The following is a 13,334-nucleotide window of genomic DNA, read 5'->3' on the forward strand; positions in this document are numbered from 1 at the left end:
CACGGGCGGGTCAGGCGTCGACCGGGGACGGCGCCGTCAGGTGCTGGCGGGCGAATTCCAGCGCGGCGCGCAGGTCCGCTTCGCGCACCGCGCGGCTCTTCGCGCCCCGGGTGGCGACCTCCACCGCCACCGATCCGGTGAACCCTCGCCCGGCCAGCGAGGAGAGCAGCTCGCCGCAGGGCTGGGTGCCGCGCCCGGGCACCAGGTGCTCGTCGCGGCCCTCGCCGGTGCCGTCGCCGAGGTGCACGTGCGCCAACCCGGCGCCCATCCGGTCGGCCATGTCGAGGGGGTCGCTGTGCGAGGCCGCGCAGTGCGACAGGTCGAGGGTGTACGACGGGTAGCCGGTGTCCGTGGGATCCCATCCGGGGACGTACGGGACGAACTGCCGGCCCGCCATCCGCACCGGGTACATGTTCTCCACGGCGAAGCGCAGCCCGGGGAACCGGTCCGCGACCGTGGCCAGCCCCTCGGTGAAGTGACGCGCGTAGTCGCGCTGCCAGGTGAACGGTGGGTGCACCACGACGGTGGGCGCCTCCAGCGTCTCGGCCAGCTCGGCGGCCATCCGCAGCCGCTCCCACGGGTCCGGGCTCCACACCCGCTGGGTGACCAACAGGCAGGGCGCGTGCACCGAGAGCACCGGCACGTCGTAGTGCGCCGACAGGCCGCGCAGCGCGCCCGCGTCCTGGCTGACCACGTCGGTCCAGACCATCACCTCGACGCCGTCGTAGCCGAGCGCCGCGGCCAGTTGGAACGCCGCCGCGGTCGGCTCGGGGAAGACCGACGAGCTGGACAGGAGCACCGGAACGCGGGAAGTCACATCAGCCAGGGTAGCCCGGTGCGGCGATCAGATCGGTTCGAGTTGATCCAACCGGCGGAGGATGACGCCCTCGCGCAGCGCCCACGGGCAGATGTCCAGCGAGTCGATATCCAGTCGACGCATCACCGCCTCGGCGACCACGGCGCCGGCCAGCAGCTGGTGTGCGCGGCCCGCGCTGACCCCCTCCAACTCCATCAACTGGGCCGGCGGGATGTGCCGGATGAAGCCGATGACCTGCCGCAAGCCGGCTCGGGTCAGGCTGCGCCGCACCCAGAGCCCGGCCCCGGACGGCGCCGCCCCGGCCAGGCGGGCCAGGGTGCGGAACGTCTTCGAGGTCGCCACCGCCCGATCCCAGCCCACCTCGGTCATCTGGTCGACGACCTTGTCCAGCCGGCCGTCCACGTACTCCCGCAGCTTCTCGACCGCCTCGGCCGACGGCGGCGCCGCGCTGTCCGGTGCGACCCGCAGCCGATCGCGGGTCAACCGCCCGGCGCCGAGCGGCAGCGAGACCGCGACGTCCGGGTCCTCGTCGATGCCGGCGGCGATCTCCAGGGAGCCGCCGCCGATGTCCAGCACCAGTAGACGTCCCGCCGACCAGCCGAACCAGCGCCGCACGGCCAGGAAGGTCATCCGCGCCTCGTCCGCGCCGGAGAGCACCGCGAGTCGTACGCCGGTCTCGTCCCGGACCCGGGCGAGCACGTCGGCCGCGTTGGTGGCGTCGCGCACCGCCGAGGTGGCGAACGCGATCAGGTCGTCGGCGTCCAGCCCGGTGGACGCGGTCCTGGCCATGCCCACGGCCTTGACCAGGCCGTCCGCGCCCGCCTCGGTCAACGCGCCGTCGGGGCCGATCTGTTCGGCCAGCCGGAGCACCACCTTCTCGGAGTGCGCGGGCCACGGGTGCGCGCCGTGGTGCGCGTCCACCACCAGGAGGTGCACCGTGTTGGATCCGACGTCGAGGACACCCAGTCGCATGGTGAAGACCCTAGGTGCAACACGTTCGCGCGGCTCGCCAGCCCACCGACCGCACCGCGCGTACGCTGGTCCGGGTGACGATGGAGCTCCGCGTGCTGGTGGACGATCCGGGTGACCCGCGCAGCCGCGAGGTGCCACTGGACTTTCCCCGAGAGTGGATCGAGTTCGCCGACCCGGCGGACGAGACCCACCTGATCCGGGCCGACCTGACCTGGCTGCTCTCCCGCTGGACGTGCATCTTCGGCCGGGGCTGCCACGGCATCATCGCCGGCCGCTCCGCCGACGGGTGCTGTTCGCACGGGGCGTTCTTCACCGACTCGGACGACGAGAAGCGGGTCCGCGGCGCCGTCCGGCGGCTCACCCCGTCGACCTGGCAGCACTTCCGGCGTGGCTTCAAGAACTGGACCGACGAGGACACCATCGACGGCAAGACCCCGGCCCGCCGCACCGCCACCCAGGGGGCCGAGGGTCCGTGCGTGTTCCTCAACGACGCCGATTTCGCCGGCGGGGGTGGCTGCGCGCTGCACGCCCAGGCGCTGCGCGACGGGGTGCACCCGTTGGAGTACAAGCCGGACGTCTGCTGGCAGTTGCCGATCCGACGGGACCAGGACTGGGTCAAGCGTCCGGACGACACCAAGGTGCTGGTCTCGACCCTGTCGGAGTTCGACAGGCGCGGCTGGGGTGCCGGTGGGCACGACCTGGACTGGTGGTGCACCTCCTCGACGGACGCGCACGTCGGCACCGAGCCGATGTACCTGTCGTACGGTCCGGAGTTGACCGCGTTGATCGGCGCGGCCGCCTACGAGCGGCTGGCCGAGCTGTGCGCGGCCCGGGTGCGGCAGGGCATGGTCGCCCCGCACCCCGCCGACGACCTCTAGCCGACCCCCGCGGTACCGAGGGCGGCGTCGACGAGCGTGCGGGCGCTCTCCCGGGCGGCCTCGGCGATCACCGGATCGCCGTCCAGCACCCCGCTGGCGAGCCCGCCGTCGAGCAGCAGGGTGAGCTGCCGGGCGAGCAGTTCCGGGTTGGCCGCTCCGGCCCTGCGGGCCAGCTCGGTCACCCAGGCCCGGACGACGGTCTTGTGCTCGACCGTCCGGGCGTGCACCGGGCCGCCGGCCGGTGACTCGGCGGCCGTGTTGATGAACGCGCAGCCGTGGTAGCCCTCCCGGCGACAGGCCCCGGTCAGGGCGTCGAACATCCCGACCAACTGGTCACGCGGGTCGTTGCCGGCGTCCCTGGCCGCCGCCCGTAGCGCGCCGAACCACGCCTGGTCGACCCGGTCGAGGTACGCCAGGACGAGGTCGTCCTTGCGCGGAAAGTGCTTGTAGAGCGTCGCCTTGGCCACGCCCGACTCGGCGATGATCGTGTCCACCCCCACGCCGCGTGGCCCGTGCGCGTAGAACAGCCGGAACGCGGTGTCCAGGATCCGGTCCCGGGCCGAGCCGGCCGGCGTACGGACCTCGGGCATCGGCACCTCCCCTCGCTGTGGCTGGTGGAGGCCTGATCTTACAGACAGCCCTGTCTACAGACAGCCCTGTCTACAGACAGCTGGGTCTACACGGCAGCTCGGTCTACGGACAGCACGGCCTGCTACCGCTCGTCGTCTCCGTCGGGGGACCACTATGTCCTCGCCTCCTGTCGAGCTGCCCCAGATACGGGGCTGAGGCATCGCGGGCTGAGGCCACCGATACGCACCACGCAGCACCGCGCGATCCGCGCCGCGCCGCGCCGCACTGCCACCGCGCGACCCGCACCGCGCCGTGCCGCACTGCAACCGCGTGATCCGCGTCGCACCGCGCGACCCGGACCCGCACCGCAACCGACCCGCACCACTCCGCGCGATCCGCATCGCACGGCACTAGGTCACACCGCACCGCACCACGCGATCCGCACCACACCCCGCCGCACGCGCGATCCGCACCGCACCCCGCCGCACCGCACCGACCCGCGCCGCACCGCGACCTGCCGCACCGCACCGCACGCACCCGCACCGCCCCAATCCGCGCCGCACCGCGACCTGCCGCACCGCACCGCACGCACCCGCACCGCCCCAATCCGCGCCGCACCGCGACCTGCCGCACCGCACCGCACCGCCCCGGTCCGCGCCGATCTGGCCGCCCCATCCACGGGGCAGCTCGACACGCGATGAGAGGTAGGTGCCCAGCCGCCCCCGACGGGGCAGTAGCAGACAGACCTGTCTGTTAGTCTGCGGGCAATCGGCGCGAGGCCACCGCGCCCGAGTGGAGGATCCATCGACATGCGCATCGCAGTTCTCGGCACCGGTTCGGTGGGGCAGGCCATCGCGGCCCGCACGGCGGAGCTGGGCCACCAGGTCATAATCGGCACCCGGGACGTCGCGGCCACCCGCGGCGGCGCGTACGCCGCCTGGGCCGCCGAGCATCCCGAGGTCGATCTGGCGACCATGGCCGTGGCGGCGGACGACGCCGAGCTGGTCGTCAACGCCACCAGCGGCACCGGCTCCCTGCCGGCGCTCACCGCGGCCGGCGCCGCGAACCTGGCCGGCAAGGTCCTGCTCGACATCGCCAACCCGCTCGACTTCGGCGCGGGCTTCCCGCCCAGCCTGACGGTGGACGACACCGACTCTTTGGCCGAGCGGATCCAGCGGGAGTTCCCTAAGGCCAAGGTCGTCAAGTCACTCAACACACTCACCGCGGAGCTGATGGTGCGCCCGCGCCAGCTCGCCGACGGCGACCACAGCGTCTTCGTCTCCGGCGACGACGCGGAGGCGAAGCGGATCGTCACTGACCTGCTCGTCAGCTTCGGGCACACCGACGTGATCGACCTCGGTGACCTCTCCACCGCCCGGGGCACCGAGATGCTGATGCCCCTCTGGCTGCGGCTCTACGCCCGGCTCGACACCGCCATCTTCAACCTCAAGGTCGTCCGCTGAGCGGACGCCGACACCAGAAGGGGGTCCACGCCGGGCGTGGACCCTTTCCGGGTCGACCGATCACGGCTCGAACTTGTAGCCCAGACCCCGCACGGTGACGATGAAACGCGGCGCCGACGGCTCTGGTTCGATCTTGGAACGCAGCCGCTTGACGTGCACGTCAAGCGTCTTGGTGTCGCCCACGTAGTCGGCGCCCCAGACCCGGTCGATGAGCTGACCACGGGTCAGCACCCGGCCGGCGTTGCGCAGCAGCAGCTCCAGCAGCTCGAACTCCTTCAGCGGCAACTGCACCGCGCCGCCCTCGACAGTCACCACGTGCCGCTCGATGTCCATCCGGACCGGCCCGGCGGAGAGCGTCGGCGCGCCCGCGTCGGCGACCTCCGGGCTCTGCCGGCGCAGTACCGCGCGGATCCGGGCGACAAGCTCCCGGGGCGAGTACGGCTTGGTGACGTAGTCGTCGGCGCCGATCTCCAGCCCGACCACCTTGTCGATCTCGCTGTCCCGGGCGGTGACCATGATGATCGGCACGGCCGACCGCTGCCGGAGCTGCCGGCAGACCTCGGTCCCCGACATCTCGGGCAACATCAGGTCGAGCAGCACGATGTCGGCGCCGGTCCGGTCGAACTCGGTGAGGGCATCGGTGCCGGTCGCAGCGACCGAAACCTCGAAGCCCTCCTTACGGAGCATGTACGACAAGGCGTCGGAGAACGACTCCTCGTCCTCGACCACGAGAACGCGGCTCAACGGGGATTTCCTTTCCATGTGCTGTCAGACCTGCCGAAGCTCGGCGGGATCGGCCTCGATCCCAACCGGCGGCAGTGTCGCCAGCAGGTCGTCCGGTGGACTTGCGGGCAACCGGAGGGTGAACGTCGATCCGCCACCAAGAGTGCTCGACACCTCGACCCGTCCGCCATGGTTGCTCGCGATGTGTTTGACGATGGCCAGGCCGAGCCCGGTGCCACCGGTGGAACGTGAGCGGGCCTGGTCTGCCCGGTAGAACCGTTCGAAGATGCGGTCCACGTCGGTCGGGGCGATGCCGATGCCCTGGTCGGCGACCGCGATCTCGACGTGCTCGTCGCCCCCGCGCAGGGTGACCCGCACCGAGGTGTCCTCGCCCGAGTAGTTGATGGCGTTCTCCACCAGGTTCGCCACCGCCGTCGCGAGCTGGGTGTCACTGCCGTACACGGTGAGGCCACGCTCGCCGTCCACCGTCACCTCGACGCCCCGGGCGGAGGCCGTGGTGCGGGTCCGGTCGACCACCTCCGCGACCACCCAGTCCAGCGCGACCGGCTCCGCCGGCGGCTGCGGCTCGGCGCCCTGCAAGCGGGTCAGCTCCAGCAACTCCTGCACCAGCCGACCCAACCGGGTCGACTCGTGCTGGATGCGTTCGGCGAACCGCCGGGCCGCCACCAGATCCTCGGAGAGATCGGGTGCCGCCGCCTCGGCCGGTTCGGTGGCGTCCAGCAACGCCTCGGCGAGCAGTTGGAGCGCGCCGATCGGAGTCTTCAGCTCGTGGCTCACGTTGGCCACGAAGTCACGTCGTACCCGGGCCAGTCGGTGCGACTCGGTCACGTCGACCGCCTCCACCGCGATGAAGCCGTTGCCGATGCCCATCGCCCGCAGGTGCACGCCCAGCGGGTTCTCCCCCGCGCTGTCGCGGCCCCGGGGCAGGTCCAGCTCGATCTCGCGCCGGACGCCGGTGCGCCGCACCTGTCCGGCGAGCGTACGGATCAACGGGTGCGCGGCGATCGTGCCCGGGGCGCTGCCGGTGCGCAGCAGCCCCATCGCGCGGGCGGCCGGGTTGATGAGCACGGGTACGTCGTCGTTGTCCAGCACCACGACACCGGCCCGGAGCGAGTCGATCGTCCGGCGGCCGAGCCCGGCCTGCTGCTCGTCGGCTATCGCGGGCCTCCCCCTGCTCCAGCGAGAGCTCTCGCTCCCCGTCGACGTGGAGCGGTTTCGGTTCGCCCAGAACCGGGACAGCACGAGACCGGCGGCCAATCCGGCCACCAACGCCACGGCCACCACGACCGCCACCGCCCACTCCACCCGGCGATCGTAGGGTCATTGTTAACCTGGCTACCACACAGAACGGGACGAACCACCCGCACTTCGAGGAATGTTCACCCCCGCGTCTGGCGTCGTTCACCGTGGTTCATCCGGGGTCCGTCCGCGCCACCTACCGTGGGCGTCGCACCTGCTCAACACAGCGCCGGCACCCCGTCGGCGGCGACCGACCACAGGACGTGATGATGCGCGACGAGTTCCGGGCCGACCTCCAGATCGTCAGCCAACTGCTGGTGGACATGGCGGAGGGCGTCCGCGCCGCCATGCGCCAGGCCACCCGGGCCCTGCTCACCGCCGACCGGCAGGCCGCCGAGACGGTCATCGAGCGGGACGCCGAGATCGACGACCTCTACCGGCACGTCGAGGAGCGGGTCTGCGACCTGCTCGCTCGGCAGGCGCCGGTGGCCTCCGACCTGCGGGCGATGATCACCGCGTTGCACGTGGCCGCCGACCTGGAGCGGATGGGTGACCTCGCCGACCACGTGGCGAAGACGGCGCTGCGCCGGCACCCATCGCCCGCCGTGCCGGCGGAGCTGCGCACCGTCTTCACCGAGATGTCCGAGATCGCCGACCGGATGGCGGCGAAGATCGGTTCGGTGCTGGCGAAGCCCGACGCCGACCTCGCCGGCGAACTGGACCGCGACGACGACGCGATGGACGAGCTGCACAAGAGCCTGTTCTCGGTGCTGCTCGGCGACGACTGGCCGTACGGGGTGGAGACCGCGATCGACGCCACCCTGTTGGGGCGCTTCTACGAGCGCTTCGCCGACCACGCGGTCAACGCCGGCGAGCACGTGATCTACCTGATCACCGGACAGAGCGCGCCCACCAGCAACTGACGTGAAAGGAAGGGCCCCTTGTTATCGCTGAAGCGATAACAAGGGGCCCTTCCTTTCAGCTCAGCGGCCCTGGTTGGCGACCGCGGCGGCGGCTTCCTTCGCCGCCGTCGGGTCGAGGTACGTGCCACCCAGGCTGAGCGGACGCAGCTGCGGGTCGAGGTCGTAGCGCAGCGGGATGCCGGTCGGGATGTTCAGCTTGGCGATTGCCTCGTCGGAGATCTGGTCGAGGTGCTTGACCAGGGCACGCAGCGAGTTGCCGTGCGCGGCCACCAGCACCGTCCGGCCGGCCAGGATGTCCGGCACGATCGAGTCGTACCAGTAGGGCAGCATCCGCTCGACGACGTCCTTGAGGCACTCGGTACGCGGCATCAGCTCGGTCGGCAGCAGCGCGTACCGCGGGTCGCCGACCTGCGACCACTCGTCGTCGTCGGCGATCGGCGGCGGCGGGGTGTCGTACGAGCGGCGCCAGAGCATGAACTGCTCCTCGCCGTACTCGTCGAGGGTCTGCTTCTTGTTCTTGCCCTGGAGGGCGCCGTAGTGCCGCTCGTTGAGCCGCCAGGACCGGCGTACCGCGATCCAGTGCCGGTCGGCGGCGTTCAGCGCCAACTCGGCGGTGCGGATCGCCCGGCGCATCACGCTGGTGTGTACGACGTCCGGCAGCAGGCCGTGCTCGCGCAGCAGTTCGCCGCCGCGCCGCGCCTCGCCCTCGCCCTTTTCGGTCAGGTCAACGTCCACCCAGCCGGTGAAGAGGTTCTTGGCGTTCCAGTCGCTCTCACCGTGCCGCAGCAGGACCAGCGTCCCGATGGTGGGCCCCTCGCTCGCAGTCATGCGGATCATCCTGCACCAACCGGGGGCGGGACACGCGGGCACCCGTCGTGACGACCACCACGTGAAAAAGCTGGTGACCGGCGAATCCGGCCAGCACTAGGGTTGTAAGGCGCTGGAGTCACAGCGGTCATTACTTGCAAGCGGGGGCACCATATGCGGACGATGCGGAGCTGGTTCCGGGACACCACCGGCGGCCTGCCGACCACCTTCTGGTACCTGTGGACCGGCACCCTGATCAACCGGCTCGGCTCGTTCGTCCTCGTCTTCCTCGCCATCTACCTCACCCAGGAACGCGGGTTCTCCGCCTCCCAGGCCGGCCTGGTGCTCGGCCTGTGGGGCGTCGGCGGCGCGGTCGGGACCACCGCCGGCGGGACGCTCGCCGACCGGTGGGGACGCCGGCCCACGCTCCTCACCGCCCATGTCGGCGCGGCGGCCATGATGCTCGCGCTCGGCCTGGCCCGGGACCTGTGGGCGGTGGCGCTGGGCGCCCTGCTGCTCGGCCTGTTCGCCGAGGCGGCCCGACCCGCGTTCGGCGCCATGATGATCGACGTGGTGCCGGCGAAGGACCGGCTGCGGGCGTTCTCGCTCAACTACTGGGCGGTCAACCTCGGCTTCGCCTGCGCGGCGATCCTCGCCGGCCTGGCCGCGCAGGCGGACTACCTGCTGCTGTTCGTGGTCGACGCCGGCACCATGCTGATCACCGCGCTGATCATCTTCGTCAGGGTGCCGGAGACCCGGGAGGCCGGACCCGCCGCCGGTGTCACGGCGCGGGCCCCGCGCGGCGCCCTGCGGACGATCCTCAGCGACCGCGTCTACCTCGGGTTCGTGGCGCTGAACCTGTTCGCCGCGCTGGTCTTCCTCCAGCACATCTCCATGCTGCCGATCGCCATGGGCGACGACGGTCTCAGCCCGGCCACCTACGGCTCGGTGATCGCGCTCAACGGCGTCCTGATCGTGGTCGGGCAGCTCTTCGTGCCCCGGCTGATCAGGGGCCGCAGCCGCTCCCACGTGCTGGCGCTGGCCGCCGTGGTGATGGGCGTCGGTTTCGGGCTGACGGCGTTCGCCGGCACCCCCTGGTTCTACGGCCTCACCGTGCTGATCTGGACGGTCGGCGAGATGCTGAACTCACCGTCGAACTCCACCCTGATCGCCGAGCTGTCGCCGGCCGAGCTGCGCGGCCGCTACCAGGGCGTCTTCTCCCTCTCCTGGCAGATCGCGGGTGCCAGCGCGCCGATCCTCGGTGGCCTGGTGCGCGAGCACGCCGGCAACGACACGCTCTGGTACGCCTGCGCGGTGATCGGCGCGCTGACCGCAGTGGCCCACCTGGTGTCCGGGCCGGCCCGGGAGCGGCGGGCCGCTGACCTGCGGCGCTCCGGCGAGGCGCTGGCACCGGTCGGCACCAACCGGGCGGCACAGCCCACCGAGGCGGTCGCCTGACCGACGCTCCCGCTACTGCTAGGAAGCTGAACTGTCGGGAGGTCGAGGTGCGGGCGTTGCGCCGTTGGTGGGACGACACCGCCGGTGGGCTCCCCGTTACCTTCTGGTACCTCTGGGCCGGCCTGCTCATCAACCGGGCCGGCGCGTTCGCGATGCTCTTCCTGTCGCTCTACCTCACCGACGCGCGCGGAGCCAGCGAGGCGTTGGCCGGCACGGTCGTCGGCGCGTACGGCGCCGGTGGGGCCGTGGGCGTGCTGCTCGGCGGGGTGCTGGCCGACCGGTGGGGTCGCCGGTCCACCCTGCTCGCCGCGCACCTGGTCACCGCGGGCCTGATGGCGGCGCTGGCGTTCAGCCGCCCACTGGTACTGATCGCGGTGCTGTCCGCGCTGGTCGGCGTCGTGCACTCGATGCCCAGCCCGGCCTTCGTCGCGGCGATCGTCGACGTGGTGCCCGCGCACCGCCGCTCCCGCGCGTTCAACCTCCAGTTCTGGGCGTTCAACCTGGGCATGGCGGTCGCCTCGCTGCTCGCCGGGGTGCTGGCCGAGGCCAGTTTCACCGCGCTGTTCCTCGTCGACGCGGGCGCCACCCTGACCGCTGCCGTCGTGATCGGCTGGAAGGTGCCGGAGACCCTGCGGCGGGCAGCGCCGACAGTCGACCTCGGACCGCCGACCGGGTCCGGCCGGTCCCGGCGTCCCGGTCTGCGCACCGCGCTCACCGACCGGACGTTCCTGATCTTCGTCGGGCTCACCTTCGTGCTGGCGGTCCTCACCCTGCAGACCTCGACGATCATGCCGCTGGCGATGCGCTCGGACGGCCTGGGCCCGTCGGCGTACGGGGTGGTGGTCGCCCTGGGCGGCGCGCTGATCGTCATCGGGCAACTGTTCGTGCCCCGGCTGATCGACAGGCACCGCAAGGACGTGGTGCTTGCGGTCTCCACAGCCCTGCTCGCGCTCGGTTTCGGCGCGCTCGCCTTCGCCGACGAGCTCGCGGTCTACCTCGGCGCCGCCGTGATCTGGACCGTCGGTTCGATGCTCGCCGCCCCACCCAACGCGCAGATCAACGCCGACCTCGCGCCCGCGCACCTGCGGGCTCGCTACCAGTCGGTCTTCTACCTGACGTTTCCGGCCGCCGCGTTCGTCGCCCCCACGCTCGGCGGGGTGAGCCTGCAGTACCTCGGTGACCGGCACTGGCTCATCGTGGGCGGGCTGGGGCTGCTGGCGGCGCTCGGTCACCTGCTCGCCGGGCCGCCCCGGGAGCGGCACGTCGCCGCGCTGCGCCGGGCCGCCGGCCGGGAGCCGGCGGCACCCGCCGACCGTGTGCCGGCCAGGTGAGCCGGCCGCTCACACCAATGGGGTACGCGCGACGCAAAGCGCCCACCACGTCCCGAAGGTCATGGTGGGCGCCCGCCGGTGGGGCCGGCGGCGGCGGGCAACACTCACCCCCGTAAGCATCGCCCGCTCACGCCGCCGGTCCAAACAGGTGGCCACCGTCCCCCAACGGTTTGTCCACCCGTCCCCTCGCACCTCGCCTGGTGCGCGGATCTGATCGATCCGCCGCTCCCCCGAACGTTTCCAAGCGTGGTGCGGTGCAATAAAGTTAGTTCGCCCGGATTCTGGATTCAACCCAGACCGGCTGTCTCGCCCATCACAACTGGCGAGTATCCCCAGTTCGGGCGTCGCTCTCTGGCAACAGCCGCATACCCCCGCGGCATTCCCACAAACACGTCAGCCGTCTTCCCGATCGGGTGACTCGGTCCGGAAGAAATTGCTCTGCCGGCCGTCCCGCATCTGCTCCTGATAGATCAGGTTCAGCCGTCGCAGGTCGAACGTGTGAAACCACTCATCCCAGGTGATTTCCCGGATCCGGCTGCTCTCCCGGTACCCGGGAATGTTGAACGTCAGCACCCCGGCCCGGCCATCCCGCTCGGTACCGGCGATGGTGGCCGGCTTCGCACCACGCTCCCGGGCCCACCGCTGGATCACCTCGTGGTTGGCCGTGATCAGGCTCCGTCCCGGCCGCTCCGGCCGATCCGCGATCGACGAGATCACCTGCGAGCTGCGGACCGACCGGCCGGTGCCCCGCCCGGTCCGGATCCCACCCGCCGTCGTACCGGCTGTCGACCGGGTCGCCGCGCGCTTCGCGGGCGCCGCCCGCCCCGCCGCCGGGCGGGCCGGGGCCTTCTTCGCCGGCGCCTTGCGCGCGGACGCGGTACGGGCCGTCGCCGTGGTCCGCTTCGCGGCCGTCGACGTGCGCGCCGCCGTGGTCTTCTTCGCCGCGGGAGTTCGCGTCGCCGCGGTGGTCCGCTTCGCCGCCGTGGTCCGCTTCGCCGCCGTGGTCCGCGTCGCCGCGGGAGTTCGCTTCGCCGCCGTGGTCCGCTTCGCCGCGGTGGTCTTCTTCGCCGCAGGGGTCCGCTTCGCCGCGGTGGTCTTCTTCGCCGCGGCGCGCTTCGCCGGCGCGCTCTTGTTCGCCGGCGCGGCCTTCGCGCGGCTCGACGCCGGCCGGGCCGCCGCCTTCTTCGTCGCGCCGGCGCGACCCGCTGACGCCCTGGTGCCGCCGGCCCGACCCGCCGGACCGGTGCTGCCCCGGCCCGAGCCGGCCCGCATCGAACGCACCAGCTGTTTCACCAGTTCCGGCTTACGCAGGGCGGAGATCCCGGAGACGCCGCGCTTGCGCAACTGCCCCCGGATGTCGTCCACCCGCATCCGGGAGATCTCCGACTCGGAGACTCCAGGGGTACCCGGCGTCTGGTTACCGGCCTGCCGTTTGGTCCTGGTCGCAGTTCCGCCGCGACCCGAGCTGTTCCGCTGAGCCATGGGACGCTCCGCTCCTCGACACTCCGTCCTCGGCGCGCGGGGGTCCCTGCCGCACCGCGCGGGGCGGCATACCCGTCAGGAGCACTCCGAACCACAGGTGGCGGACCGGATGCGTCAGGTCGGGTCGGGGCCCGACCCGGAGGGCTCGAAGAGATGGGCGAACGCGGCCAGGTTCGCGGTCGACTCGCCGCGCTTGACCCGCCACTCGTACTCACGCCGGATGGAGCTGCCGAAGCCGATCTCCAGCATGGTGTCGAAGGACTCGTCGGCGTACGTGAGCACCGACCCCAGCAGCCGGTCCAGCTCGTCGGCGTCCACGCCGGCGGGGTTGACCCGCCCGGTCAGGTACACGTCGCCGACCGCGTCGGTGGAGAACGAGACGCCGTACATGCGGGCGTTGCGCTGCAACAGCCACGCCCACAGCTCCTCGCGCCGCTCGTCCGGCTGGCGCATCACGAACGCCTCCACCCGCAGCGCGTGCTCACCGACGATCAGGTTGCAGATCGTCTTGAGCTTGTGGGTGCCCGGCAGGGTCACCGCGTATGAGCCGGGACCGGTCGACTCCCAGGCCAGGTCCCGCTCGGCGCAGACCGACTCGATAAGGCTCGCAAGATCGCTCTTCGGGCTCACCGGACCCACTCTACGACCGA

Annotated in this window: 13 protein-coding genes; 5 read left to right on the plus strand and 8 right to left on the minus strand. The window is 71.8% G+C overall.

The window, feature by feature from the left end; all coding sequences use genetic code 11:
* Window positions 1-10: 10 nt before the first annotated feature.
* Both ABZS77_RS09650 and ABZS77_RS09655 read right to left on the minus strand, forming a co-directional pair.
* Entirely contained in the window at window positions 11-817 is an 807-nt protein-coding gene (locus ABZS77_RS09650; protein WP_354819935.1) for a sugar phosphate isomerase/epimerase, read from the minus strand.
* A 27-nt stretch (window positions 818-844) separates the two neighbouring features.
* Window positions 845-1,789, minus strand: a complete 945-nt coding sequence (locus ABZS77_RS09655) for a Ppx/GppA phosphatase family protein (protein ID WP_354819938.1) — start codon at window positions 1,787-1,789, stop codon at window positions 845-847.
* A gap of 80 nt (window positions 1,790-1,869) precedes the next feature.
* On the opposite strand from ABZS77_RS09655, the gene ABZS77_RS09660 reads away from it, so the two are divergent.
* Window positions 1,870-2,667, plus strand: coding sequence for a hypothetical protein (locus ABZS77_RS09660; protein ID WP_354820473.1), 798 nt, complete (start codon window positions 1,870-1,872; stop codon window positions 2,665-2,667).
* On the opposite strand, the gene ABZS77_RS09665 is transcribed toward ABZS77_RS09660, so the two are convergent.
* Window positions 2,664-3,257: a TetR/AcrR family transcriptional regulator gene (locus ABZS77_RS09665; protein WP_354819941.1), complete on the minus strand. Its 594-nt coding sequence runs from the start codon at window positions 3,255-3,257 to the stop codon at window positions 2,664-2,666. The two genes, ABZS77_RS09660 and ABZS77_RS09665, sit on opposite strands and share 4 nt — an antisense overlap.
* A gap of 789 nt (window positions 3,258-4,046) precedes the next feature.
* Here ABZS77_RS09665 and ABZS77_RS09670 point away from each other — a divergent pair.
* On the plus strand, window positions 4,047-4,700 hold the full coding sequence (locus ABZS77_RS09670; protein WP_354819944.1) for an NAD(P)-binding domain-containing protein: 654 nt from the start codon (window positions 4,047-4,049) through the stop codon (window positions 4,698-4,700).
* 60 nt (window positions 4,701-4,760) lie between these two features.
* On the opposite strand, the gene ABZS77_RS09675 is transcribed toward ABZS77_RS09670, so the two are convergent.
* Together ABZS77_RS09675 and ABZS77_RS09680 are read right to left on the minus strand one after the other, a co-directional pair.
* A complete protein-coding gene (locus ABZS77_RS09675) occupies window positions 4,761-5,444 on the minus strand; it encodes a response regulator transcription factor (RefSeq protein ID WP_354819947.1) in 684 nt (227 codons plus the stop codon).
* 24 nt (window positions 5,445-5,468) lie between these two features.
* A complete protein-coding gene (locus ABZS77_RS09680) occupies window positions 5,469-6,749 on the minus strand; it encodes an ATP-binding protein (protein ID WP_354819950.1) in 1,281 nt (426 codons plus the stop codon).
* Between the two features lie 203 nt (window positions 6,750-6,952).
* Between ABZS77_RS09680 and phoU the strand changes: the two genes are divergently transcribed.
* Window positions 6,953-7,606, plus strand: a complete 654-nt coding sequence (gene phoU / locus ABZS77_RS09685) for a phosphate signaling complex protein PhoU (RefSeq protein WP_354819953.1) — start codon at window positions 6,953-6,955, stop codon at window positions 7,604-7,606.
* A 60-nt stretch (window positions 7,607-7,666) separates the two neighbouring features.
* Here the strand turns inward: phoU and ABZS77_RS09690 are convergent, their stop codons facing one another.
* Window positions 7,667-8,434 carry a phosphoglyceromutase gene (locus tag ABZS77_RS09690; protein ID WP_354819956.1) on the minus strand — a complete coding sequence of 256 codons (768 nt, stop codon included), beginning with the start codon at window positions 8,432-8,434 and terminating at the stop codon, window positions 7,667-7,669.
* 153 nt (window positions 8,435-8,587) lie between these two features.
* Between ABZS77_RS09690 and ABZS77_RS09695 the strand changes: the two genes are divergently transcribed.
* The gene (locus ABZS77_RS09695) at window positions 8,588-9,871 is read left to right on the plus strand and encodes an MFS transporter (RefSeq protein ID WP_354819959.1); all 1,284 of its coding nucleotides are present in this window, start codon (window positions 8,588-8,590) and stop codon (window positions 9,869-9,871) included.
* Window positions 9,872-9,918: 47 nt separating this feature from the next.
* Entirely contained in the window at window positions 9,919-11,202 is a 1,284-nt protein-coding gene (locus ABZS77_RS09700; protein WP_354819962.1) for an MFS transporter, read from the plus strand.
* A gap of 393 nt (window positions 11,203-11,595) precedes the next feature.
* On the opposite strand, the gene ABZS77_RS09705 is transcribed toward ABZS77_RS09700, so the two are convergent.
* Complete coding sequence (locus ABZS77_RS09705) at window positions 11,596-12,474, minus strand: hypothetical protein (protein ID WP_354820476.1); 879 nt, start codon at window positions 12,472-12,474, stop codon at window positions 11,596-11,598.
* 324 nt (window positions 12,475-12,798) lie between these two features.
* The gene (locus ABZS77_RS09710; RefSeq protein WP_354819965.1) at window positions 12,799-13,314 is read right to left on the minus strand and encodes a YbjN domain-containing protein; all 516 of its coding nucleotides are present in this window, start codon (window positions 13,312-13,314) and stop codon (window positions 12,799-12,801) included.
* Window positions 13,315-13,334: the final 20 nt, after the last annotated feature.

Origin of the sequence: Micromonospora sp. NPDC005298, from assembly GCF_040607375.1 — a bacterium.
Classification (GTDB): domain Bacteria; phylum Actinomycetota; class Actinomycetes; order Mycobacteriales; family Micromonosporaceae; genus Micromonospora.

Bases quoted from the DNA above. Each gene is read 5' to 3' on its own strand.
- ABZS77_RS09690 (WP_354819956.1), bottom strand. From the start codon at position 8,434: ATGACTGCGAGCGAGGGGCCCACCATCGGGACGCTGGTCCTGCTGCGG.
- phoU (WP_354819953.1), top strand. From the start codon at position 6,953: ATGCGCGACGAGTTCCGGGCCGACCTCCAGATCGTCAGCCAACTGCTG.
- ABZS77_RS09670 (WP_354819944.1), top strand. From the start codon at position 4,047: ATGCGCATCGCAGTTCTCGGCACCGGTTCGGTGGGGCAGGCCATCGCG.
- ABZS77_RS09655 (WP_354819938.1), bottom strand. From the start codon at position 1,789: ATGCGACTGGGTGTCCTCGACGTCGGATCCAACACGGTGCACCTCCTG.
- ABZS77_RS09665 (WP_354819941.1), bottom strand. From the start codon at position 3,257: ATGCCCGAGGTCCGTACGCCGGCCGGCTCGGCCCGGGACCGGATCCTG.
- ABZS77_RS09695 (WP_354819959.1), top strand. From the start codon at position 8,588: ATGCGGACGATGCGGAGCTGGTTCCGGGACACCACCGGCGGCCTGCCG.
- ABZS77_RS09705 (WP_354820476.1), bottom strand. From the start codon at position 12,474: ATGCGGGCCGGCTCGGGCCGGGGCAGCACCGGTCCGGCGGGTCGGGCC.
- ABZS77_RS09660 (WP_354820473.1), top strand. From the start codon at position 1,870: ATGGAGCTCCGCGTGCTGGTGGACGATCCGGGTGACCCGCGCAGCCGC.